Below are 23,241 nucleotides of genomic sequence, written 5' to 3' on the forward strand. Positions count from 1 at the left end.
TCTCCTCAATAAAACAATTTTATAAAATAGTAATAATATTTTCAGAAAACAGAAATAAAATAAGACAATAAGTTATGTAAAATAACTTATTGAATGAAGATTATATATCTTTTGTTTTATCCATTAAAATCGGAATAAATATCAAAGATACGATAACTGCAGCTACAGTACCTGAAATAAGTGCTACACCAAGACCGCCAAATACAGGGTCACTCGCTAAAAGTGCAGAACCAAGGATAATTGCGATTGCCGTCAGCATAATAGGTTTCGCCCTTGTAGCACTTGCTATAGCAATAGCACGTCTTTTCTCTATAGCTTTTTCTTCTATAAGAGATTTTGCAAAATCAATTAAAAGTAAAGAGTTTCTTGAACTGATTCCCATAAGTGCGATAAACCCTATCAGTGAAGTCGCAGTCAAAAAGAATGTCTCGGTCGTAACCAGATCAGCTACCCAGTGTCCTATAATAACACCTATGATAGATAAGAAACTACCACCGAGTACTATACCGCTAAGTGCAAAAGATTTATAGTAAACTACAAGAAGTAAGAAAATCAATATAAGTGCAGCGATAAAAGCAGCTCCTAAATCTCTAAAAGTATCTAGTGTAACTTTCATCTCTCCGTCCCAGCGGAGTAGATACTCTTCACCGTCAGTTTTGTCTTTAAGTTTTAAGTCAAACATATAAGTTGTTATTCCATCAACTTTGCTTACTTTATATTTATCTGAAAATTTTTCTATCATAATATCTCTAGCTTCAAGAAGCGGATATACTTGGGATACCATATCTGTCTCAGCTACAACATTTACCATCGTCTTTAAGTTTTTATGATAAATCATAGGTGAACTTTGACCTTCTTCAATAGCTACGACTTCAGTAAGCGGTATCATCATACCGTTTTTATTCATAAGACTTAATTGGCTCAGTTTAGCCTTTAAAGAAGATATTGTATTTGAGTTGATTTTTTGACTTTCATCACTAAGTGAGACAAATATAGATATTTGATCATTCAAGTCAATAGTATTTTTAACAGCTACACCCATACCTTCAAATGCAAGATAGAGTATTTGATTCACTTGTTCAACACTTAAACCGCTTTTACTTATTTTATCCGATATAGGGACAAGTTGGTATTTTTTATAACTCTCGTCAGCCATAACATCTACATCTACTAAACCTTCTGTATTTTTTAGGATACTTGCAACATCGCGACTTAGTTCAATAACTTTTTGATTATCTTTACCATATACTTCAACAACTATAGATGCAAGAGTAGGAGGGCCTGCAGGCATCTCTATCATCTTAATGTTTGTACCTTCAACTAAAGGGATACATTTATCTTTTATTACGGGACGAAGCCTTTGTACCATGTTAAACGACTTATCGTCTCTAGTATGTTTATCTGTAAGATTTACAACAATCTCAGCAAACTGTTCACCTATCTTCATTCCGCTGCCTTTTACAAGCCCTGCATAATCAAGAGGTGAGCCTTGTCCCAAAAACAACTCTAAATCTGTTACATGTTCTTCTTTTTGTAAAATACCTACGGTACATTCACTTACCGCTTTTGTTTGATCTATTGAACTACCGTTTGGAGTGTCAATATATACCGTGAAAGTATTTGTACTTTTTCCCGGAAGCATTTTGGCTAAAACTATTTTTGTAGGAAACATCATAATTGAGCCAACAAAAAATAGAGCAACAAGTCCAAAAACAATTAATGTTTTTTTAGGGTTGTCTAAAATACCATATACAAACTCTTCAAATTTTTTACCTTGATGTTCGTGACCCATTAATTTGCCTCCTTTTCAGTATGTTTATGTGAATCGTCTTGTGATCTGTGAAGTAGTTTTCTTCCAAGATACGGTGTAAATATATATGCTATAAACAATGATGCTAAAAGAGCAACAGGTACATTTAAAGGAATAGGTTTCATAAACTCACCCATCATACCTCCTACAAACGCCATAGGAACCATTGTTAGTATAATGGCAAGTGTAGCAACATTTGTCGGTGCACCTATCTCATCGGTAGCATTGATGAGAAGTTCATCTATATCTCTATCTTGACTATCGTGAGCGTGCATATGTCTGTGAATATTTTCAATAACGATGATGGCGGCATCTACTAATAGACCAAGTGAAAGCAAAAATGCAAACAGTGTAATCCTGTTAATAGTCTGGTCACCCATGTATGCCAAAAATAGTGTAATAGCTAAAATTGCAGGTACAGTAAAAGTTACGATTAAAGATTCTTTCCATCCTAGGAAAAATACAAGCATTACGGCAATAATAACTATGGTAATAACTAGGTGATGTACCAGTTCGTTTACGGCATCGTTTGCTCTAACTCCGTAATTTCTGGTAATAGTATATGAGATGCCAAGTTTATTCAAGCTCTCTTTATTGGCTTCTAAAAGTTCTTTAACGTCATCAGCTACAAATACTGCATTTGTACCTGCTAGTTTGGAAACAGATAGCGTAATTTGTTCATAAGACGAACCGTCTTTAAAAAACACTTTTGCACTTTGTTTATTCTGAATATCTATACTATCTGTAATTTTTGCTACGTCTCTTAAATATATAGGGCTTCCCATATATTGTGCTACCATGATATTCTCAACATCTTTAATAGAATCGATTGCATTTTTAATACCGAATATTACAAGTTTATTATCTTTTGTCGGAGCACTGACACTTGGAACACGAACGGCAATAGATTTGATACCTTGAACAATTTGACCTAAAGATAGATGATAACCTTTTAATTTAGCGAGATCTACTTCTACGTTATACTGTGCTTTATGAGCCCCTTTTAATTCTGTTTTGGAAACACTGTTTATGGCACTTATTTCTTTTTTTAAATTTTCAATAGTTTCTAAATACTTAGGATAAGAAATAGATTTGTTTTTTTGGTAAAAAGCTATACCCAGAATCGGTATATCAATATCAATATCAAGAGGTTTTACAAGCGGTTGCATAATATTTTTAGGAAGCTTATCCATATTTTGCATCACTTTATCATACAATTTAAGATTAGATATCTCTCTGTTTTGTCCAATATAGTACATAACATTTACAACTGCAACATTATCCATACTCATAGAATAGATATGTTCAATACCTTTTATCTCTCTAAGCTTTGTTTCTAGCGGCTCCACGATTATTTGCTCAATCTCTTTTGGTTTCAATCCCGGTGCGGGGATAATAATACTACCTCCGCTAATAGAGATCTGCGGGTCTTCCTCTCTTGGCATAACTTCTAATGATATATACCCGATAGCCAGTAAAAAGATAGCTAAAACGGCAGTTAGCGGATTATATAAAAATCCACGAGCTAATTTACCGGCACTATCAGTTACTTTAATATTTGATAGGTCTTTTTCTTTCATGCTATTGTACCTTTATATCAACAGTAGCATACATACCCGGATAAACTGACTTACTATTGGTTTTGAAAGAAACTTTGATTTTAAATGTATGCGTCATAGGATTAGAGTTTGGAATAATAGCACTGATTTTTCCAACTGTATTTATATCTAACGAAGGTATAGATACTTGTACTTTCGTACCGTGTTTGATACTTTTTAAATTACTTTCTGCAATCTCAGCCGAAATTTTTAAGTTTGATAAATCCGATAATATAACTGCCGGCATTCCAGGCATAGCCATCTCGCCGACTTTAATATTTTTAGCTACAACTACACCGTCGTTAGGAGCTTTTATATGTAAATATCTATATTGATTTTCAACCTCTTTTAGTTGAGCTTCTGCTTGAGCTACTTGTTTTTTAGATATATCAATCATATCTTTTAAATTAGCTTCTGCAAGTTCAAGAGTTTCAACTTCGTGTTTTGAAACCATATCTTTTTCATAAAGACGTCTGTGACGATCTAGGTTCAGTTTTACGTTTGTATATTGGTTTTGATACATTTGAAGGGCGAGTTGAGCTTGACTTATTCCAAGTTTAACTTGTGTCAAGGCTGAATCTATCTCTTTAGAATCAATTTCGTACAGCAATTGACCTTTTTTTACGTATTCGCCTTCACTAACATTAACCTGTGTTACAAAACCCATAAAACGACTTGTAATCATCTTTTGGTTATCGGATATTACACTTCCCGAAAGTGTCAAAGTCTCTGCTACTAAAGCCGCCCCCATTGCTAAAAGTATAAGTAGTTTTTTCATTTATTTATCTCCATTTGCTAATTTTATAAGTGCAAATATACGCTCGTTTCTTTTGTTTTGAGCCATTTGCAGTTCAAGTATTTTTTCTATTTGTTGTGATTGTTTAATAATTACGTCACTCATTGATGATAGTTTCTCTTTATAACGACCTTCATAGTTTTTGTAAATTTCATTTGCAAGTTTTAACTCTTTTTCTAAAAATGCCACTTCAGCATCTTGAGTCTCTATCTCTGTTCTAAGTTTTGCAATTTGCAGTTTTATGCCGTGACGGGCAAGTTCTACTTGAGATTTAGTTTTTAGTTTTTCTATTTGTGCCTCTTCAACTTTTGAAGCATCAACACCACCGTTAAAAATATTCCAAGTTAGACGTGCTCCGACAGTATAAGCTTTATGATCGCTTGCTTCACCTAAAAAGGTATCATCTGCAGTAGATAATTCCGCAAATGCACCTATCATCGGGTAGTAGTTAGACTGTTGCACATCTACCATAGATTCTCTAATTTCTAAGCCTGTACTTGCTCTTTGAATATCTAAATTGTTTTTTAGTATATCCTCATCGTTGATTGAAGGCATCTCAATATTACTTTTAGGTATCTCAATAGCATCAACTTTTTGGTTTAGTAAAAAACCTATAAAGTGGTATAGAAGTTTTTCATTATAGTTCATTTGAGATATTAAACGCTCTACATTACCTTTTTTAGCTTGAACTTCCAAAAGGTCACTTTTTTTTGCATAACCGACTTCTATCATTTGATTAGTCATTCTCTCTAGCTTATCTATATTTTTCATAATAATGTTTAAGTTATTAATAGAGTTTTCGAGTAGTGCCATATCGTAATAACTCTTTTTAAGCTGATAAATTTTTTCATTTATAACTTTATCTTTATCAAGAGTTTTCATTTTAGCCATTGATTCCATAATAGCTGTATATGAACTAATTTGAAAACCTGTAAATATAGGCAACTCATATTTTATTTTAGATTGAAAGAAATTTCTTGCATCCGGATAATTTAAATCTTTTGGTGCAATTGTTAAAGGGTTTGAACATGAAGCCGGAGGTGTAGCACTCATACACGGTAAAAACTCTGAAAATCCAAAATCACCGAAATCCGCTTCACGCGACTCTAATTTAAAACCAAAAACATTTCCTGCACTATCAGACTTTGCAACATCTTGAACAAAGTCTAATTTACCCCAATTAGTACCGCTTACACTGCCTATTTTTTCTTTAGCGGCTTTTACGTCTAAAGTAGCAGCTTTAATCTCAAGGTTCTGAGAGTTTAATATTTTTAATGCATTATCAAGTGAAATAGGTTCATCTGCATTAAGTACAAATACACTAAAAAGTGTAAAAACTAATTTCCTCATTTATCTTGTCTCCTAATTTTTTATAATTAATTTTTATATTGAAAGTTAAGGAGAGATTATACCATAGTTAACTTTTATTTATATCAAATGCAAAGCAAAATTTTATTATTTGAAATATTAATATAAGAAAATAAAATAATACTATTTTAAGATTATATCACTAAAATTTGATTATAGTTTTTAAAAGGGTAGTTTTATGGGGTATGCGTGTCCAATAGCATTTGAAAAAATTGATTCAGGGATATCTAGGATATCTTCATTGATAGTGAGTATTTTTGTAACTTATTATCTTTATAGCTTTAATATATATATATTATACTTTTTATTTTTAGATTTTTATATGCGTATATTTTGTCAAAAAAACTTCTCTCTTATTTTTTTGATTTCAAAAATGTTAAAAAAAGTTTTAAATATCAAAGATGCATTCACAGATAGCGGAGCAAAAAAATTAGCAGGTCTATTTGGAATATTTTTTATACTGCTACTTGTACTTTTAAACCATATGGATTTAAAAGAATTTTCTTTTTTAGTAGGCGGTATTTTTATTTTATGTTCACTCTTAGATGCAAGTATAAATTATTGTGTAGGTTGTAAAGTATATTTTATAATTAAAAAAATATACCCAAGTTTTATGTCTTAAATGTTAAAATTATAAAAATTTTACACTATAGGGGTAAAAAATAGATATGCAAATGGTAGTTGATTCCTTTCGTTCAAAAGGAAAGTTATTTAAAAAAATGCAAGAGATTTCACCAAAAGAGATAGGTGTAAGAAATAAAATAAAAATGTATAAAGCTACTGATACAAGTGGTTATTTTTGGGCTATATTTGCGGTAAGTCAAAAATCTCGATTGCTTATGAAAGATGTTCATAAATTTGAAGAGATTTATGAAAAACTAACTATTTTATGCGAGCATAATTTTAAACATAAGTTTCTGTTTATAGATGCACCTCTTTGTTCAAAGGCAAAAGATGCATTTAAACAAAAGGGTTGGAAACTAAGCTGATGCTCTTATGTGATATTGGTAATACATCGTATCATTTTCTGGATGCAGACGAAGATTACAAAGAGGATGTGAAAACTTTTAATCCAGCCTCAATAAAAGAAAATGTATATTATATTTGTGTAGAGCCAAATACGAAAAAAAGTCTTTTAAAATTTTCCAACTGGATAGATTTATCTGAAAAAATAAATATGAGCAACTATTATAACACTATGGGGATAGACAGAATAGTCGCTTGTGAAGCTGTGCAAAACGGCGTAATTATAGATGCGGGAAGTGCAATTACCGTTGATGTAGTAAAAGATGGTGTATTTCAAGGTGGCTTTATATATCCCGGATGCAGGGCTATGAGTTTCACTTACAAAAATATATCATCGGCACTTGACTATGAATTTAACTATGATTTAGATACTAAAAAACTTCCAAAAAATTCACAAGATGCTATCAGTTACGGATATTTAAAACTATTATATTCTGAAGTTATCTCATATAAAATGCCGATAATTTTAACAGGCGGAGATGCAAATCTATTAAAGAAAATATTTGTAGATGCCAAGGTAAATGACAGACTTATATTTGAGGGTATGAAGAAGCTTATATAAACTACAGCTTAATTTAGATAAAATCCCGTAAATATTTTATACAAGGTTATACATATGTTAACAGTTGCACTTCCAAAAGGTCGTATTGCAAAAGAAACTCTAGAGATTTTTGGAAAGATTTTTGGTGATGAATTTATTTTTGATGATAGAAAACTTATTTTAGATACACCGAAATTTCGTTTTTTACTAGTAAGAAACCAAGACGTAGCGACATATGTATATCATCAGGCAGCCGATATCGGTGTAGTTGGGCTTGATACTTTAGAAGAGCAGGGGCTTGACGTTATACGTCTGCTTGATCTGCAAAAGGGTGTATGTAAAGTAAGTATAGGGATGAAAAAAGGTGAGAAGTTAGATCTTAATAAACCTGACTTAAAAGTAGCATCTAAGATGGTAAATATCACTAAACGTTACTTTGAAGAGCGTGCAGTTAGTGTAGAGATCATTAAACTTTACGGCTCGATTGAACTAGCTCCTCTTATAGGTCTTGCGGATATGATAGTTGATATCGTAGAGACAGGAACTACAATGAAGCAAAATGGTTTAGAGGTTGTAGAAGATATTATGACAAGTTCAACTTACCTGATTGCAAACAAAAACTCTTATGTATCTAAAAAAGACGAAGTTTTGGATATTTATGAGAAGATAGAAAAAGTTATAAAGTCGTAGATGACAGGCTCACATATGACAAATCTGGACCTTTATTCAAAAGCCGAACATTTACTCGGAATAGAAGAGGCTACAGAAGCACTTTATGATGTATATCGCGGTGAACTTGATGATTATGAAGTAAAAACACTGCTTGATGTAGGCTGTGGGCGCGGCGGATTTATGGAGCGTCTTATAAGTGATGGTATTACGTGTAAGGGAATAGACCTAAGCCAGATGATGGTAGATGCATGTAAGGCTAAAGGCTTAGATGCTCAGTGTATAGATATAAAAGAAGAGAGTGGTAAATACGATGCAATAGTAAGCATCTTCGATGTTTTAAACTTTATGGATAAAGACGGTTTAACAAGTTTTTTAGAATCTGTAGCATCTTGTTTAAATGAAGACGGTATTTTTATAGCAGATATAAATACACTCTCAGGCTTTGCAGATGTAGCCGAGGGTAGTATGAGTAATGACACGGGTGAAGAGTTTTTAAGCGTAGATGCAGTGTTTGAGAATAATGAACTTCATACAAAAATAACTCTGTTCGAGAAAGAAAATGAGTTATATAGAAAATATCAAGATACTATAGTCCAGTATTTTCATAAACTAAACTTTTTTAAAAATCTAAATGGTCTAAAACTTATAGATAAACAAACTTTTTCACTTTATGCAGAGGAAGATAAAACACTTCTTATCTTTAAGAAGAAGTGATTTATTGACAGTTTTTACATATACCCATTAGTGTAACTTGTGTATTTTTTAGTAAAAATCCGTCTTCATTCCCTAAATTTTTATACATATCTTCAAAACAAAAGTCTATATCCATAACTTCATTACATTTTTCACAGTGCATGTGGGCATGATCTTCTTTTGTAATTTCATATAAAGTTTTAGAATTATTTACACTAACTTCAGTCAATAGCTTGTTTTCAAGCATAAGACGTATGTTTTTATAAAGAGTCGCAAGCGATATACTTGGATATGATTTTTTTACCCTTTCATATAACTCTTCAATATTTATATGACCTCTCATATGCATAATTGATAAAATACCGATTCTTTGTTTTGTCGCTTTAAGATTATGTTCTCTAAGCATTACTTCAAAATTATTCATAACAGAATTTTATCATTATTTTTATGTGATAAATGAAAATTTTTAAATTGTATGATAATAATAATATTCGTTTAAGATAAGATACTCTACACTTCTTGTTAATTAAGGAGAAACGATGTTTAAAATATTACTTGCATTAACACTTTGGGTATCGCTTTATGCAACTCAAAAATATACGGGTTGTGAACTTGCACAATACGGTGATGTAAAGGTACAGTTAGATAAAAAAGCTGATTTTGTGAAAGTTAAGTATGATGCTATAGCCAAGAGTGGAAGTAATTTTAAAGATATCCTTGTGGGTTCTAAAATAACTTTAGATGATAAAAAAGTTATAGAAATAATAGATATACGAGCAAATAAACGAGTCAAAGGTGAACCTAGAACAGGTAGTTTGACTGTAAGTCGTGATTCGAAAAAGATTAAAATGAACTATTGGTACAATAACGGACACTTTATAGCTTACTCTCAAAAAAATCAAGAACATCTTTCTTTCTACTTTGATATAAAAGCTATTCTTTGTTACACAAACTAATAGCACTTTTAACAGCGTTTATATAGCTTAGTGTTTTGGCTTTGCCTTGATAGGCTATATCAAATGCAGTACCGTGATCTACCGAAGTTCTAACTATAGGTAAGTTTAAAGATATATTTACACTCTCATCAAAATAGAGTGCTTTTAGTGGTGTTAGACCTTGGTCATGGTACATTGCAACATAATAGTTAAAGTTTTTTCTCGCATCTGGTGTAAATGCTACATCCGGAACTAAACAACCAACATAGCGCTCAAAGCCTAGCTTGTCGTTTACACTCTTTATTGCGGCTTCTATTTCACGTTCTTCATCACCTAAAACTCCATTGTCGCCTGCATGAGGGTTTAGTCCAAGTACGGCTATTTTTGCTTTAGGTAAAGAGGTGTCTAAATCTAAAAAGAAACTCACAAGCTTATCTTGTTTTATACTTTTGGCTACATCTTTTAAAGGTATATGCTCGGTATAAAGTGCTACAAACATCTTCTCGCAACCGAGCATCATAATGGCATCTTGTTTGAAGTGTTTGCGAAGTAGATCGGTATGACCTTTATAGTCAAGTCCTGCCAAGCTCCATGCTTCTTTGTGTATAGGCATTGTAACTACTGCATCTGCTTTATCGCTTTCGCATAGACCAATAGCTTTTATAAAGCTTTCATATGAAAATCTTCCACTATTTGCATCTATAGTAGATGGTTTTATTTCAAAGTCTGCATCCATTTTAACAGTTTGAAAATCTTTTGGAATATCTACATTTAAAAGTTTGGCAGCGTGAGCAAGCAGTTTATCGTTGATGCAATAGACGGGTTTACATATTTTGGAAATCTCATTATGTGCTTTTAGTGCTATCTCTATCCCAACACCGTTAATATCACCGACACTTACTGCTATTTTTTTCATTATCTTGTAGTTAGTTTCTTCATCTCTTTGATAGCTTCGGATAAGCCTGAAAAGACACTTCTTGCAATAATGCTTTGACCTATATTTAACTCGGTAATTTCTTCTATATCCATCATATAATGAACGTTCGCATAATTTAATCCATGTCCAGCAGCAACTTCAAGCCCGAGTTTTTTTGCATATACAGAAGCCTCTTTTATGTTTTTTAATTCATTTTCTAGCATTGTTTCTAATTTATAACGAGGTAGTTCCAACTCCTTTATGCTATGGTTTGAATGGGATAGATTGGCGTAAAGCATAGCAAAAATATTTGCAAATGCACCTGTATGAAGTTCAACCATTTCAGCACCCAATTCTTTTGATTTTTGCATAGCTTCCATGGTTGGATCGACAAATAAAGAAACGGGAATAAGTGAATCATGTAATTTTTCTACGGCATAACAAATTTTACTTGAGTGGTTAAAAACATCAAGTCCGCCTTCAGTAGTTACTTCTTCACGTTTTTCCGGGACAAGTGTAGCACGATGCGGTTTCATATCGCAAACTATGTCTAATATATTTTTATCTATCGCACACTCTAAATTTACGGGTAACTTAGAATTAATCATGATGTTTTTAACATCAATATCTTGTATATGTCGTCTGTCTTCTCTAAGATGTATGGTTATTTGGTCAGCTCCGCTTTCACATGCTACAAACATTGCTTGAAGAATATCAGGGTCGTTTACACGTCTAGCTTCACGTAAAACAGCTACATGGTCTATGTTTACACCTAAGTTCATTTTACACATTTAAAATCCTATATACAAATTTTTTATATTTTTGTTCAAGCTCATTATGTTCAATTTCATCTCCAAAATGCACTTCAACTATCTTTTTATTTTTAAATGGTGCGTGTTTAAAAACACTCTCCAAAGTATCGTTAATAAAGACCGGTACTATATCAAGCTTATTTGATCTTGCTATTTTTTGAGCACCGGGTTGAAATTCTAATATATTATTGCTTTTATTTCTCTCCCCTTCGGGGAAAATATATATATTTACATCATTATCTTTATCCAGAGAGTGTTTTATTTTTTTAAAAAAACTAATGAGACCTTTTTTCTTCTCAAGATCAACACTAATATTTCCGCTATATTTAAAAAAGTCACCGTAAAAAGCGTTAAACAACTCCTCTTTAGCTATCCAAAGACCTGATTTATTATGTTTGGAAAAGATACTTTCCATAATTATTATATCTAAAAGCGATCGATGGTTGATAATATAAAGTTTATGATTTTTTTTTGGTAAAGAACCATATATTTTAATATCGATATTTAAATATTTCAAAATATTATTTGCATATGCTTGACGGTCTTTTGATAGCTGGATATGTGCTTGTTTATGAGTTATAAAGGGATGCTTATATGTTCTTTTAAATATTTTTATATATTTATATCCGAGTTTAATCATATATGGGTATTTGATAAGTTTTTTAATCATCGGATTTAAACTTTTCTATACCCTTAAGCATATATATTATTTAGACCTGTGAAGAGGATGTTGATAATCATTACGTTCACATGCAGTAAACATAGAAGCAATAGCTAAAGCTAATATCGATGTTATTATGATTTTCATGCTTATTATCCTTACTATAAATTAATTTAAAAACACTATTTTAGCTAAATAGAGTTAATTATTAGCTTATCTAATTGGTCTAAATCATCTGTAGAAGAGAAGCAACTTTTATCTCCGCAGATTAAATATTCACTGTTTGAATCAGATTTTAGCAATATAAACGGATATTTTAATGCACTTAGTTTATCTATATGGTTGCTTAGATTGTCTTGAGTTGATTTAATAATTCTTTCACCCTTTGTATATCTAAGAACCTGTTCTAGCATTTTTGGATATAGAACCGGGCGTCTTGCCAATTCATATGAATTATATTCAAGCGTTTTAAATGCAAAATGTGCGTATTTCTCATCTTCTATTATACTGCTTAGGCTAAACATGGCTTCAATAATGACCGCTACGCTTGAAGTATATGTATTATCCGATATTTCGGCTTTTGTTTCAAAGTCCATATCGCTAAAATTCCATACGCCGTTTTTATAAAACTTTTCAAGTGCAATATTTATAAATCTTTGTGCTTGTATAAGATATATATCTTTGCCAGTATATTTATAAGCACTCATTATTGCATCTGCTAAAAATGCGTAGTCTTCTAAAAATGCCTCAATCTTAGGAGTCTTGTGAATGAGTGTGGTATGGTAGAGCTTTTCATCTATATACATTGTTTTTAAAAGCTCATTTAGCGAATTAACGGCTATCTTATTATATTTATTGTCTATACTACCTAAAATAAATAATGATTTAAGCATCATTGCCGACCATGAAGTTTGAACTTTTTTATCTATAAACGGATACTCTCTATCTTTGCGAATATTCTGAAGTATAGTCTTTATTTCAGCAAATTCTTCAGGGGCATCTGCATCTATTCTAATTATATTTTTGCCTTCAAAATTTCCCGTTTGCGTTACTCCGAGCTGTTTGAGTACTTTATCTACGTTTTCATATTTATCGTTTAGTGCCTGTTTTACTTCATCGTATGTATATATAAAGTAAGAACCTTCTTCGCCTTGACTGTCAGCATCGCTTGCGGAGTAAAAAAGTCCATTTTCACTCATAAAGTTAAGCCAAAAGTCAGCAATACTTTTTGCAATACTTAAGTGTTGTTCATCTTTATAAATCAAGTATGTTTTAGTATATACTTCACACAATAAAGCATTGTCGTAAAGCATCTTTTCAAAGTGCGGTACCAACCATCTCTCATCAACGCTGTACCTGCAAAATCCGCCGTCTATCAAGTCGTATATACCGCCTTTTGACATATTGTTTAAGGTATCTAATAGCATCGCACGAGCAGCTTTGTCATCATAGAGTCTGTCTATCGTTAAAAGTGTGTTTAAGGTATTGGCTTGGGGAAATTTCGGCGATACCGAAAAACCTCCAAATCTTGGGTCATAATTGTTTTTTACCTGATGTAAAAAATTTTTGTAAAAATCCTCTTTTAAGAGAGTTGCTTCTTTTGGATGTTCATAATGGTTTATAAAACCTTCAACTTCATCCGCATTTTTATAAAGTTGTTCATCGTTTTCATTTATTTTTTGAGCTATCAGTTTTGTCAGTTCAATAAAACCCATCCCTTCTATGGAACCTGCCCTTGATTCAGGCGGTATATAAGTCCCTGCAAAAAACGGCTTGTTCTGCGGTGTACAAAAAATTGAGGTAGGCCAACCGCCAGGACGACGGTTAAGAAGCATATGTACCTCTTGAAAGTGTTTATCTATATCGGGTCTTTCTTCACGGTCAACTTTTATAGATACAAAGTTTTCATTTAGTATCTTTGCACACTCCTCATTTTCAAATACATTTTCTTCCATAACATGACACCAATGACATGATGAATATCCTATACTTATAAATATAGCTTTATTTTCTTTTTGTGCTTTTTCAAATGCTTCATCACACCAAGGATACCAATCTACAGGATTGTTTTTATGTTGTTGAAGATATGGAGAATCTTCGTATGTTAGTTTGTTCGACATTATATTCATCCACCTTTATATATAAAACCGCTAGTTATAGGAGTATTTATTTTTTGGTATTTTATGTAAATAATATTAATATTTTTTGAAAAAAAGTTTTCAATATATATTTTTAGTTATAATAACGCTTATGAAAAGAAGAGATTTTTTATTAACTTCAATATTGACACCAGTCTTTGCAAAAAATTTGTTGGCCAACGATACGGATATTTATTTAACGGCTAATGAATGGAGAACTTTAGTTACTCTAAACCAAAGATTAAAAAGATTAAGACGGTATGTAGGCTTTGCAAACTTTAATATTATCTCTTATACGAGTGCATTGTATTATGGAAGAAACTATAGTAGAATCGGAGAATTTAGCAAAGAGGAATTGAACCTAATTGACAAACTCTTCCATGAAAGACCTTCGCAGTACGGTTTTTTCGGTATTAAAACCTGTGAAAATATAGAGAATGAAATCCTTTTAAAAGATGTTAGCAAAATTCCATATACGGGACACTATCTGTTTAAAGGGCAGCCTGAAAAAGACTATAAAAACCTTTTAGCAGATGTTGGTCCAACGCTTATTCTTACATCGGGTGTTAGAAACGTAATAAAACAGTTGAGTCTTTATGTAAATAAAATATACTATTTAAACGGAAATGTGACTCAAGCGAGTAACAGTATAGCACCTCCTGCATACTCATATCATACGATTAGTGATTTTGATGTAGGTAGAAAAGGGTGGGGATATAAAAATTTTACGGCGGACTTTGCTACGACGGATGAATTTTATAAAATGAGGGAACTTGATTATATCGGTATGAGATACGATAAAAATAATAATGACGGAGTAAGATTTGAGCCATGGCATGTTGAAGTTATTTAGTCTGCTTTTTTTAGTTTCAACTGCACTTTTTTCTTCTACTAAAAGTTACGATTTTAACCTTATTAAAAAAGGTATTGATGACAACAATACGCTTTTGGTTATTGGCGGCATCCAGGGTGATGAGCCCGGAGGTTTTTTGTCCGCATCTCTGCTTGTAACACACTATGAGATAACAAAAGGTTCTGTTTGGATAGTTCCAAATCTTAATTTTTACTCCATTATAAAAAGAAGTCGCGGACCTTTTGGGGATATGAACAGAAAATTTGCCGAACTCTCCTGTAATGACCCTGAATATGATATAGTTCAAAGAATTAAAGGGTATATAAAAGAAGATAACGTAAAGCTAGTCGTAAATTTGCATGACGGAAGCGGCTTTTATCGTCCACAGTATATTGACAAACTTCATTCTCCGTATAGATGGGGGCAATGTTCTATCGTAGATCAAGAAAAAATAGATGCTAAATACGGTAATTTAAAAGAGATATCCGAACAAGTCGTAAATTATGTTAATAAGTATTTAATGAAAGATGAACATAAGTATCATGTTCATAATACAAGAACAAACGAGGGTGATGAAGAGATGGCAAAAACCCTTACATATTTTGCCATAAATAATTCAAAAGCTGCTTTTGGTAATGAAGCCAGCAAAAGTTTAAGTACGCATCAAAGAGTTTATTATCATCTTTTGGCTTTAGAGAAATATATGCAAATTATGGGTATAGAGTATAAAAGAAAATTTAATATGAACTCTAAAGGTGTATATGCAGCTATAAATAATGATATATATATATCAATGTATGATAATAAAATAAAACTCCCCCTTAGTAAAATTAGAAACTATTTAAGATATTTCCCGATTAAAAAAGACCAAGAAGTAAAATTTCGTGCAAGTAATCCTCTTTTAACTATTGTTCAAAAAGATAATGAATATACTATCCAATACGGAAATAGAAGGCTCTCAAGATTAAAAGCCGATTATATGGAACATGATGAGTATAGACCCGAAGTAGAATTTCTGGTTGACGGTATAGAAAAAGATGTGAAATTCGGAGATATAGTTGAGGTAGAAGAAAACTTTCTGGTAAGAAACGATAATGCTTACAGGGTAAATGTTATAGGCTTTACGACAAACTCCAAAAAAGAGACCGATATGAAAATAAAGAAAAATCAGATTGCTAAAAAATTTTCAATAGATAAAAGCGGCGATATATATAGGGTAGAGTATTACAAAGAAGACAAATTCGCAGGAATGGTCCTAATTAAATTTAAAAGTTAAACCTTTAATTTATAAAATGTGATTATAATGTGATTTAATTATTTTGAGGATATTTTATGATGAAAAAATTGTTACTATTATTTTTCGCAGCTATTTCACTTATAGCGGCTCCAAAATTTTTGATGCCCGAAGATGCATTTAAACCAAGTGCTGAAGTAAATGAAAAAAATCAAATAGTTGCCAAAATAGAGATAGCAAAAGATATATATCTTTATGAAGAGTCTATAAAACTTGAAGTTCCAAGCGAGAGCGGTCTAGTTATAGCAAATATTGAATCTCCCAAGTCAATTGATCATTATGGAGATATGGCATATACGACAAGTCCTACTTTTATAATAGATTTAGAAAAAAATGCAGATATTAGCGGTGTCAAAGAGATTGAATTTAAACTATCTTATCAAGGCTGTTCTGAACAAGGACTTTGTTATGAACCATATACGGATGCTTTTAAATTAAAAATTGATACAAATAAGCTTAGTAGCAGTAAAACAAAAGCATTAAAAACTTTAGATGTAAAAAAAGAAAAAAGTCAAAATAAACAGACAGAGATTAAACAGATAGATACTAAAGAAAAATCTGAAACAGATATGATTGCAGATGTAATAAAAAATAGTAGTTTATGGGTAATACTTTTAACTTTTTTCGGTTTTGGATTATTATTGTCTTTAACACCGTGTGTATTTCCTATGATTCCGATAATATCGGGCGTTATAGTTTCTCAATGTAAAAATGAAGGTAGATGCAAGGCATTTACAATGTCGCTTATCTATGTACTTGCAATGAGTGTGGCATATACTATCGCGGGTGTATTAGCAGGAATGTTTGGAGCTAATCTGCAAGCCGCTCTTCAAAACCCTTATGTTATTTTTGCATTTGCCGGTGTATTTGTGGCATTAGCATTTTCTATGTTTGGATTTTATGAGCTTAAAATTCCCGATAGTATTGTAAGCAAAGTCAGCACTACGGGAGAGAAAAAAGGCGGATTTGCAGGTGTGGCGGTCATGGGCTTTTTATCTGCTTTAATTGTCGGACCTTGTGTGGCAGCACCGCTTGCAGGTGCACTTGTATATATTGGGCAAACAGGAGATGCCGTTCTTGGCGGGGCAGCTTTATTCTCTATGAGTTTGGGTATGGGAATTCCACTTATTCTTATCGGTACTAGTGCAGGTAAGTTTATGCCAAAACCGGGTGAATGGATGACACTTGTAAATGCATTCTTCGGTGTAACAATGATAATTATAGCTATCTGGATGTTAGAGCGTATATTGGATAGTACAATCACTATGCTTGCATATTCATTTACAGGGATATCTTTTGCATATTATCTTGGTCTTTTTGATAGTGAAAAAACACATCACCATGTTAAAAAGTCTATAGCTATGATTATATTTATATATTCTTTAGCATTATTTGTAGGTGTTCTTGGCGGTTCAAGCTCTATGGGTAAACCATTAGAGGTTTTTAAAGCTTCAGCTTCTTCTTCATTTGTAAAACAAACATCTTCACATAAAGAGTTTAAAGTAGTTAAAAATATTCCTGAGTTAGATGCTTTGCTAGAAGAAAATAAAGGAAAAAAGATACTTATTGATTTTAGTGCCCAGTGGTGTACGTCTTGTAAAGAGTTAGAACATATCACTTTTGCAGATGAAGCCGTTAGAACTAAGATGGATAAGTTTGTTTTAATCAAAGCCGATATCACGGAAAATACAGATAAACAAAAAGCCTTAAGTGCCAAATACGGTGTATTTGGACCGCCTGTGATTATATTTATATCTGAGGCGGGTGATGTTATAGATTCAAAAACCATTGTCGGTTTTATTGAACCGGAACCTTTTTTAAAGCATCTTCAAAGTATCTAAATGAGTTTTAATTTAGACGAGAGTGAAAAAAATTTACTAAAAAATATAGCAAGAGACACACTTTTTGAAGCCGTAATAAACGGCAAAAAGTTTGAAGTAGATGCTACAGAACTTTCACAAAATCTAAAGACAAATGTCGGTGCATTTGTAACTCTTTATAAAAATAAACAACTTCGTGGATGCATAGGGATTTTTGAGCCAAATGAACCTTTATATGAGGTAGTTAGAAATATGGCTATATCTTCCGCATTTCACGATACTAGATTTAATCCCGTAAGCGAAGATGAGTTAGAGGATATAGAGATAGAGATATCTGTTTTAACTCCAAGAAAAAAGATAAGCTCTTTGGATGACATAGTTATCGGAAGAGACGGCATATATATACAAAAAGGATCAAGAAGCGGTACTTATCTGCCCCATGTTGCAATACAAATGGGTTGGGATGCAGAAGAGTTTGTAAGCAGTTGTGCACTTGAAAAAGCCGGAATAAGTTTTGATGAAATTAACGAAGCTGATATATTTACATATCAATCTATAGTCTTCTAAATTATCTTTTCAGCCGGATTTTTATATTTTTTTATCGTTACAAGCCAGTAAGATATTGCAAGACCTACGATAACTACAGCTATAACCAAAAGTTCATCACCTTTTTCAGATGATAAAGAATAAATAAGTACCTTTCTAATAAGAGCCGCCATTGCGAGCATTATAAATGCACCTATAGCAAAACCTTTGCCCTGAAGATGGTTAATCTCTTCATGTATAAGTTCAATCGCCGCCCATAAAACAAGTAAGCTACCTAAAACTGTAAGAATACCTTTCTCTATTCCTTTATCCGAGAAAAATAACAGATATATATCGTATCCAAAAAGACCGATTGCAAAAAAGGCAACTAAAGCTAAAGCTCCGGCTAAGAAGTAGTTTATATATGAATTAAATTTTTTTAAGCCAGTAAGTATATTTTTTTCAATTTTTGATAAAGATAAAAATTTACCCAATTCTTCTTCCCTGTAGGAACTGGTTAGTGTATCGAGATTAATATCAATTATTTTTTCAACTGCTTTTATTTCGTTTATATGATACTCTTTATTTAGAAAATTCTCTTCTATATTAGTTAAAACAAAAGTTCTAACAAAAGTAAAAGCTGAATTTACATAGTGTGTAGGCAAACCTATTCTTACATGAACTTCACCTATTTTATACAGATATGTAAAATATTGTAAATCATAGTTTCCGCAAAAAAGATTTATAAACCATTCTTTTATTCTTTTTCTATGGTATTGGATTATTTTTTTATTTTTTAAAAATTGGGCAGTTCGTCCAAATCCCCAAATATAATCGTAAAACTCATCAACAAATTTATCTGCAAGTTCGGTCATTCTAGGTTGTAAATCTTTTAAAGTAGCTTCTTCTTCTTTTGTAAATTTATAGTGTTCTTTTAAACTTTTGTGATCTTGCATATTAAAACCTTTAGTCGAATAGTATGGTAATTATTATATCACATTTACAAATTAAAAAAATTACTTTTATAAATATAAAGAAAACCAAAAAATATGTATAATAAAATATGTTTTTAAAATTTATGCCATTATTCTTTGTCGCTTTTATAGGTGTATTTATAATTATAAATATGTATATAAACAGACGCTTTTTTACTCAACTGCATCTCAGTCAAAAGTCAAAAAAATATTTAAAATATTTTTTATACATAAATATATTCGGAATTGTACTTTATGTATTAGGAAGGTATTTATTTGATTTTCCAAATTGGTTATACTTTTTAGTTTCACTTCCTATAGGTATTCTCTTTCTACTATTATGTAGTGCAGTGTTCTATGACATAATTAGAGTTATCTCAGACAGAGTACCTATGAGTAATAAAAGAAGAGATTTTTTTAAAAAATCACTTGATATATCTTCACTCGGTGTTGCGTTTGCATTAAGTAGCCGTGCAATATATGAAGCTAAGTTTATAAAATTAGAACGCGTAGATGTTGAGATAAAAAATCTAAAAAATAAATATAAAATAGTACAACTTAGTGATATACATATAGGCGGAATCGTAGATAAAAATTTTATTCACTCTATTGTTGAGAGAGTAAATAATCTTGAACCGGATATTGTAGTAATAACAGGTGATTTGGTAGATATAAAAATTTCACGTGCACGTGAAGCTCTTGATGAATTTAAAAAGCTAAAACATAAACTCGGCATATATTTTGTAGTAGGGAATCATGAGTATTTTCACAATGTTGATGAGATAATAGACGAAGTCAAAAAACTTGGTTTTAGAGTTTTAGAGAATGAAAATGTTTACATTGGAGACAAAGGTGAAGGTTTTAATTTGGCAGGCGTTTATGATATTTTTGGATATAGAGCAGGGCATCATATGCCCCAAATCAAAGATGCTCTAATGGATATTGATAACAACTCACCGACTGTTCTTTTGGCGCATCAGCCTAGATATATAGAAGAAGTAACAGGGGAGGTTGACTTGATGCTAAGCGGTCATACGCACGGCGGGCAGTTATATCCGTTTAAAGCCCTTGTAAAATTACAACAGCCATATCTTAACGGTTTATATCAACATGATGAAAAACTGCAGATTTACGTCAGTAAGGGTACCGGTTTTTGGGGTCCTCCGATGAGACTTGGAGCTTCATCGGAGATTACAGAGATAACTATTTCGTAATCAAATCAGCAACATTTTTTGAACTTCCATGTTGCAAATATGCACGTAACTCTTTAGAGTCTTTTAAAAATGAATCTCTATTATAGTTATTGAACGCATCTATAAGATTTTGAGCGGTAACTGCATCTTGTAAAAATTCCGGATGCATAGTTTTGCCCTTATGTTTATCGTACATAATATTTGCTAATCCTGCATATTTTGTAGTAGCCAAACGACTTACTATAAACCAGTCTATTTTATTTGCAATATAACTTAAGACAAGAGGCGTACCTATTATGGAAGCTTCAAGTGTAGCAGTCCCCGAACATATAAAAGCAAAGTCTGCATCTAAGAGTGTATTGTAAGTTTCATGCACAACTTCAAATTTGCTAATATCACCGTATAATGCGTCTATCTTTTCTTGTGAGAAGTTTGTAGGGATAATGAGGATGCCCTTAACTCCCAGTTTTTCTCTTACTTCTCTAAAAATCGGCATAAGTCTCGTTATCTCACCTTTACGGCTTCCGGGCATAAAGACTATTTTTTTAACTTTATCGTTAAGAGATGTTTTAAACTCTGTAATTTGGTCAAGCAGAGGATGCCCTACATAAGTAATATTTGCATCACTAGGATAGTAAGATGGCTCAAATGGAAGTATAGATGCAAGTGTATCTATAGTGCGTGCCAAAACAGGGATGCGTTTTTTCTTCCATGCCCAAGCCTGAGGTAAAATATAATATATGATTTCTTTGTTTGGATATCTTTTTTTAAGTGCTTTTGCAAGCGGAAGATTAAAGCCTGAAGAATCTATTAGAAGCACTTTATCAACATCTTTTGCCAACTCAACCATCTCATCTTTTAGTTTAAAAAAGAAACGCAGTTTTTTTAGTGCATCTACAATGCCCATTATTGCCAAAGCCGATAAATCGACTATGGGATTACCAAGCTCGTTGCTAAATATCCCGACAAATTCTACATCGTCAGCTAGTTCTTTCTTTAATGATTTTAGATGCACATTTGCCGAGTGCTCTAATGCAGAAACAAGTATTTTCATGAACCGCCGTCTCCTTCTTGGTAAAAACTGTCATCATATTTTTGAGTCGATGTTTCTTCTATATATTCGTTCATATATGTAGTGAGTGCATCTATCTCATTATCGCTAAGGTTCATAGCAAACGGTATCATCATCTCTTGTTGCTGGTTGTCTGCTTCGCGTGAGCGAAAACGATTTAGCTTGTAAGTTAGAAAACCTTTTGCACGGTTAGCCAGATAGGGATACCTATGCATACCCTCCAACTTTACACCGTGACAACCTCCGCAACCTTTTTGTTTATAAAGTTTTTTACCTTTTTCATAAATAGTGTCTGCATCTAAAGTTAAAAAAATTAAAAATAATGGTAAAAGAAAACGCAATCTAAGCCTCAATAAATTATAATAACAAAATTATATCAAAACCAGCAGCAAAGGCAGGCAAAAATGGTAATAAAAAACGCAATGATTTGTGATGATGAGGGTTTACGTGAAGGTAACTTTACTATTGAAGACAGAACAGACAATATTATAGATGCAAACGGTGCGTACCTAATCCCTGCTTTGGTTGATTTGAATGTTAGACTTAACGACGGTGTGTTAAACTCGCAAAATATCCAAGCAGTATCGCTTGAAGCTAAAAAAGGAGGTGTCGGTCATATAGTTTTAAACGCCGATTCAACACCTTCTATAGATAATGAAGGAATTTTAGAATTTGCACAAAATGGACTCAGAGATGCAGAAGGCTCAAACGTAGATGTTATGTTAAATGCACTTCAAAACGACGGAAGTTTAAGTAATATCGCAATTCTTTTGAAAAAAGGTGCTATCAGTCCGTATATGAGCACTATAGCAAAAAACGACGTAGCTATAAAAATAGCCGAGTATATTCAAATGTATGGAAATACTTTGTTTGTAAAAGCTGAGGACAACTCACTTATAAGCAGCGGTGTTATGCTTGAGAGTGATGTAAGTTCTCGATTAGGACTTGCAGGCATACCTGATTTGAGTGAAGTTTTACATGTTAGTCGTATGATTGAGATAGCAAGACATTTTAAAATAAAAATACTTTTTAAATCCATAGCATCTCCTCGTTCAATCTCTTTGATAACACAAGCAAAAAAAGAGGGAGTAGAAGTTTCCTGTGAAGTGTCTCTTCATCATTTGATAAACTCAGATGAGGCTTGTGAAGGGTTTAATACGGTTGCGAAACTTGACCCGCCTCTTACATCCAAAAGCGATGTAGTTTTACTTCAAGATGCATTAAAAAACGGACAAATAGATATTTTGACTATGTTGCATCAGCCATCTTCCCCGGTAAATAAAGAAGTGGCGTTTTATGATGCCGCATACGGATGCGAATCTATAGCTGATGCACTCCCTCTTTACTATACAAAACTCGTAAAAACAGGTTTAATCTCCATGGAGAAACTTGTTGAGTTGGTCTCTTTAAATCCAGGAAATGTAGTGGGTACTAAAAAATCGTATATTCTTTTTAATCCTGAAGTGGAATCAACAATAGATAATACCCAATCTCTTTATAACGGAGAAAATGTGTTTGGAGAGGTTATAAATCTATAAAGATTT

Annotated in this window: 24 protein-coding genes; 12 read left to right on the forward strand and 12 right to left on the reverse strand. The window is 32.3% G+C overall.

What is annotated here, in order from left to right:
• Positions 1–100: 100 nt before the first annotated feature.
• Genes FJR48_RS12445 through FJR48_RS05060 form a run of 4 tightly spaced genes read right to left on the reverse strand, consistent with a single transcriptional unit; the run spans position 101 to position 5,554 of the window.
• On the reverse strand, positions 101–1,792 hold the full coding sequence (locus FJR48_RS12445; RefSeq protein ID WP_152307068.1) for an efflux RND transporter permease subunit: 1,692 nt from the start codon (positions 1,790–1,792) through the stop codon (positions 101–103).
• Positions 1,792–3,390, reverse strand: a complete 1,599-nt coding sequence (locus FJR48_RS12450; protein WP_152307069.1) for an efflux RND transporter permease subunit — start codon at positions 3,388–3,390, stop codon at positions 1,792–1,794. Before FJR48_RS12450 ends, FJR48_RS12445 begins: the two co-directional genes overlap by 1 nt.
• Position 3,391: 1 nt before the next feature.
• Complete coding sequence (locus FJR48_RS05055) at positions 3,392–4,186, reverse strand: efflux RND transporter periplasmic adaptor subunit (RefSeq protein ID WP_152307070.1); 795 nt, start codon at positions 4,184–4,186, stop codon at positions 3,392–3,394.
• The gene (locus FJR48_RS05060; RefSeq protein ID WP_152307071.1) at positions 4,187–5,554 is read right to left on the reverse strand and encodes a TolC family protein; all 1,368 of its coding nucleotides are present in this window, start codon (positions 5,552–5,554) and stop codon (positions 4,187–4,189) included.
• A gap of 196 nt (positions 5,555–5,750) precedes the next feature.
• Between FJR48_RS05060 and FJR48_RS05065 the strand changes: the two genes are divergently transcribed.
• From FJR48_RS05065 to FJR48_RS05085, 5 genes are read left to right on the forward strand one after another with little or no spacing between them, the layout of a single operon-like run.
• Positions 5,751–6,194, forward strand: coding sequence for a DUF4395 family protein (locus FJR48_RS05065; protein WP_152307072.1), 444 nt, complete (start codon positions 5,751–5,753; stop codon positions 6,192–6,194).
• A gap of 46 nt (positions 6,195–6,240) precedes the next feature.
• Complete coding sequence (locus FJR48_RS05070; RefSeq protein WP_152307073.1) at positions 6,241–6,561, forward strand: hypothetical protein; 321 nt, start codon at positions 6,241–6,243, stop codon at positions 6,559–6,561.
• Complete coding sequence (locus FJR48_RS05075) at positions 6,561–7,160, forward strand: type III pantothenate kinase (protein WP_152307074.1); 600 nt, start codon at positions 6,561–6,563, stop codon at positions 7,158–7,160. The genes FJR48_RS05070 and FJR48_RS05075 overlap by 1 nt, the downstream gene beginning before the upstream one ends.
• A gap of 54 nt (positions 7,161–7,214) precedes the next feature.
• Complete coding sequence (gene hisG / locus FJR48_RS05080; RefSeq protein ID WP_152307075.1) at positions 7,215–7,829, forward strand: ATP phosphoribosyltransferase; 615 nt, start codon at positions 7,215–7,217, stop codon at positions 7,827–7,829.
• Positions 7,830–7,844: 15 nt separating this feature from the next.
• Positions 7,845–8,525 carry a class I SAM-dependent DNA methyltransferase gene (locus FJR48_RS05085; protein WP_152307076.1) on the forward strand — a complete coding sequence of 227 codons (681 nt, stop codon included), beginning with the start codon at positions 7,845–7,847 and terminating at the stop codon, positions 8,523–8,525.
• 1 nt (position 8,526) lies between these two features.
• Here the strand turns inward: FJR48_RS05085 and FJR48_RS05090 are convergent, their stop codons facing one another.
• Entirely contained in the window at positions 8,527–8,928 is a 402-nt protein-coding gene (locus FJR48_RS05090; RefSeq protein ID WP_152307077.1) for a Fur family transcriptional regulator, read from the reverse strand.
• Between the two features lie 115 nt (positions 8,929–9,043).
• Here FJR48_RS05090 and FJR48_RS05095 point away from each other — a divergent pair, with 115 nt between their 5' ends.
• Positions 9,044–9,460, forward strand: coding sequence for a hypothetical protein (locus FJR48_RS05095; RefSeq protein WP_152307078.1), 417 nt, complete (start codon positions 9,044–9,046; stop codon positions 9,458–9,460).
• On the opposite strand, the gene pdxA is transcribed toward FJR48_RS05095, so the two are convergent.
• The 4 genes from pdxA to FJR48_RS05115 all read right to left on the reverse strand — a co-directional run bounded on the left by pdxA (position 9,438) and on the right by FJR48_RS05115 (position 13,948).
• On the reverse strand, positions 9,438–10,355 hold the full coding sequence (pdxA, locus tag FJR48_RS05100; RefSeq protein WP_152307079.1) for a 4-hydroxythreonine-4-phosphate dehydrogenase: 918 nt from the start codon (positions 10,353–10,355) through the stop codon (positions 9,438–9,440). The genes FJR48_RS05095 and pdxA overlap by 23 nt on opposite strands.
• Positions 10,355–11,137 (reverse strand): pyridoxine 5'-phosphate synthase, encoded by a 783-nt coding sequence (locus FJR48_RS05105; protein WP_188108642.1) that lies wholly within the window; start codon positions 11,135–11,137, stop codon positions 10,355–10,357. Before FJR48_RS05105 ends, pdxA begins: the two co-directional genes overlap by 1 nt.
• Before the next feature lies 1 nt (position 11,138).
• Positions 11,139–11,837, reverse strand: a complete 699-nt coding sequence (locus FJR48_RS05110) for a lysophospholipid acyltransferase family protein (RefSeq protein ID WP_152307081.1) — start codon at positions 11,835–11,837, stop codon at positions 11,139–11,141.
• A gap of 182 nt (positions 11,838–12,019) precedes the next feature.
• The gene (locus FJR48_RS05115; protein WP_152307082.1) at positions 12,020–13,948 is read right to left on the reverse strand and encodes a thioredoxin domain-containing protein; all 1,929 of its coding nucleotides are present in this window, start codon (positions 13,946–13,948) and stop codon (positions 12,020–12,022) included.
• Positions 13,949–14,078: 130 nt separating this feature from the next.
• Between FJR48_RS05115 and FJR48_RS05120 the strand changes: the two genes are divergently transcribed.
• Genes FJR48_RS05120 through amrA form a run of 4 tightly spaced genes read left to right on the forward strand, consistent with a single transcriptional unit; the run spans position 14,079 to position 18,500 of the window.
• Complete coding sequence (locus tag FJR48_RS05120) at positions 14,079–14,819, forward strand: M15 family metallopeptidase (RefSeq protein ID WP_152307083.1); 741 nt, start codon at positions 14,079–14,081, stop codon at positions 14,817–14,819.
• Positions 14,803–16,095, forward strand: a complete 1,293-nt coding sequence (locus tag FJR48_RS05125) for a M99 family carboxypeptidase catalytic domain-containing protein (RefSeq protein ID WP_152307084.1) — start codon at positions 14,803–14,805, stop codon at positions 16,093–16,095. The genes FJR48_RS05120 and FJR48_RS05125 overlap by 17 nt, the downstream gene beginning before the upstream one ends.
• Positions 16,096–16,151: 56 nt before the next feature.
• Entirely contained in the window at positions 16,152–17,954 is a 1,803-nt protein-coding gene (gene dsbD / locus FJR48_RS05130) for a protein-disulfide reductase DsbD (RefSeq protein ID WP_241856133.1), read from the forward strand.
• A complete protein-coding gene (amrA, locus tag FJR48_RS05135) occupies positions 17,955–18,500 on the forward strand; it encodes an AmmeMemoRadiSam system protein A (protein ID WP_152307085.1) in 546 nt (181 codons plus the stop codon).
• Here amrA and FJR48_RS05140 read toward each other — a convergent pair.
• Entirely contained in the window at positions 18,497–19,414 is a 918-nt protein-coding gene (locus FJR48_RS05140; protein WP_152307086.1) for a protoglobin domain-containing protein, read from the reverse strand. The two genes, amrA and FJR48_RS05140, sit on opposite strands and share 4 nt — an antisense overlap.
• Positions 19,415–19,824: 410 nt before the next feature.
• Here FJR48_RS05140 and FJR48_RS05145 point away from each other — a divergent pair, with 410 nt between their 5' ends.
• Positions 19,825–20,646, forward strand: coding sequence for a metallophosphoesterase (locus tag FJR48_RS05145; protein WP_241856136.1), 822 nt, complete (start codon positions 19,825–19,827; stop codon positions 20,644–20,646).
• On the opposite strand, the gene lpxB is transcribed toward FJR48_RS05145, so the two are convergent.
• Positions 20,636–21,679 (reverse strand): lipid-A-disaccharide synthase, encoded by a 1,044-nt coding sequence (lpxB, locus tag FJR48_RS05150; RefSeq protein WP_152307088.1) that lies wholly within the window; start codon positions 21,677–21,679, stop codon positions 20,636–20,638. The genes FJR48_RS05145 and lpxB overlap by 11 nt on opposite strands.
• Positions 21,676–22,038, reverse strand: coding sequence for a c-type cytochrome (locus FJR48_RS05155; RefSeq protein WP_152307089.1), 363 nt, complete (start codon positions 22,036–22,038; stop codon positions 21,676–21,678). Before FJR48_RS05155 ends, lpxB begins: the two co-directional genes overlap by 4 nt.
• 63 nt (positions 22,039–22,101) lie before the next feature.
• On the opposite strand from FJR48_RS05155, the gene FJR48_RS05160 reads away from it, so the two are divergent.
• Positions 22,102–23,235, forward strand: coding sequence for an amidohydrolase family protein (locus tag FJR48_RS05160; RefSeq protein ID WP_152307090.1), 1,134 nt, complete (start codon positions 22,102–22,104; stop codon positions 23,233–23,235).
• Positions 23,236–23,241 lie beyond the last annotated feature (6 nt).

Source organism: Sulfurimonas lithotrophica, assembly GCF_009258225.1.
Taxonomy (GTDB): Bacteria; Campylobacterota; Campylobacteria; order Campylobacterales; family Sulfurimonadaceae; genus Sulfurimonas; species Sulfurimonas lithotrophica.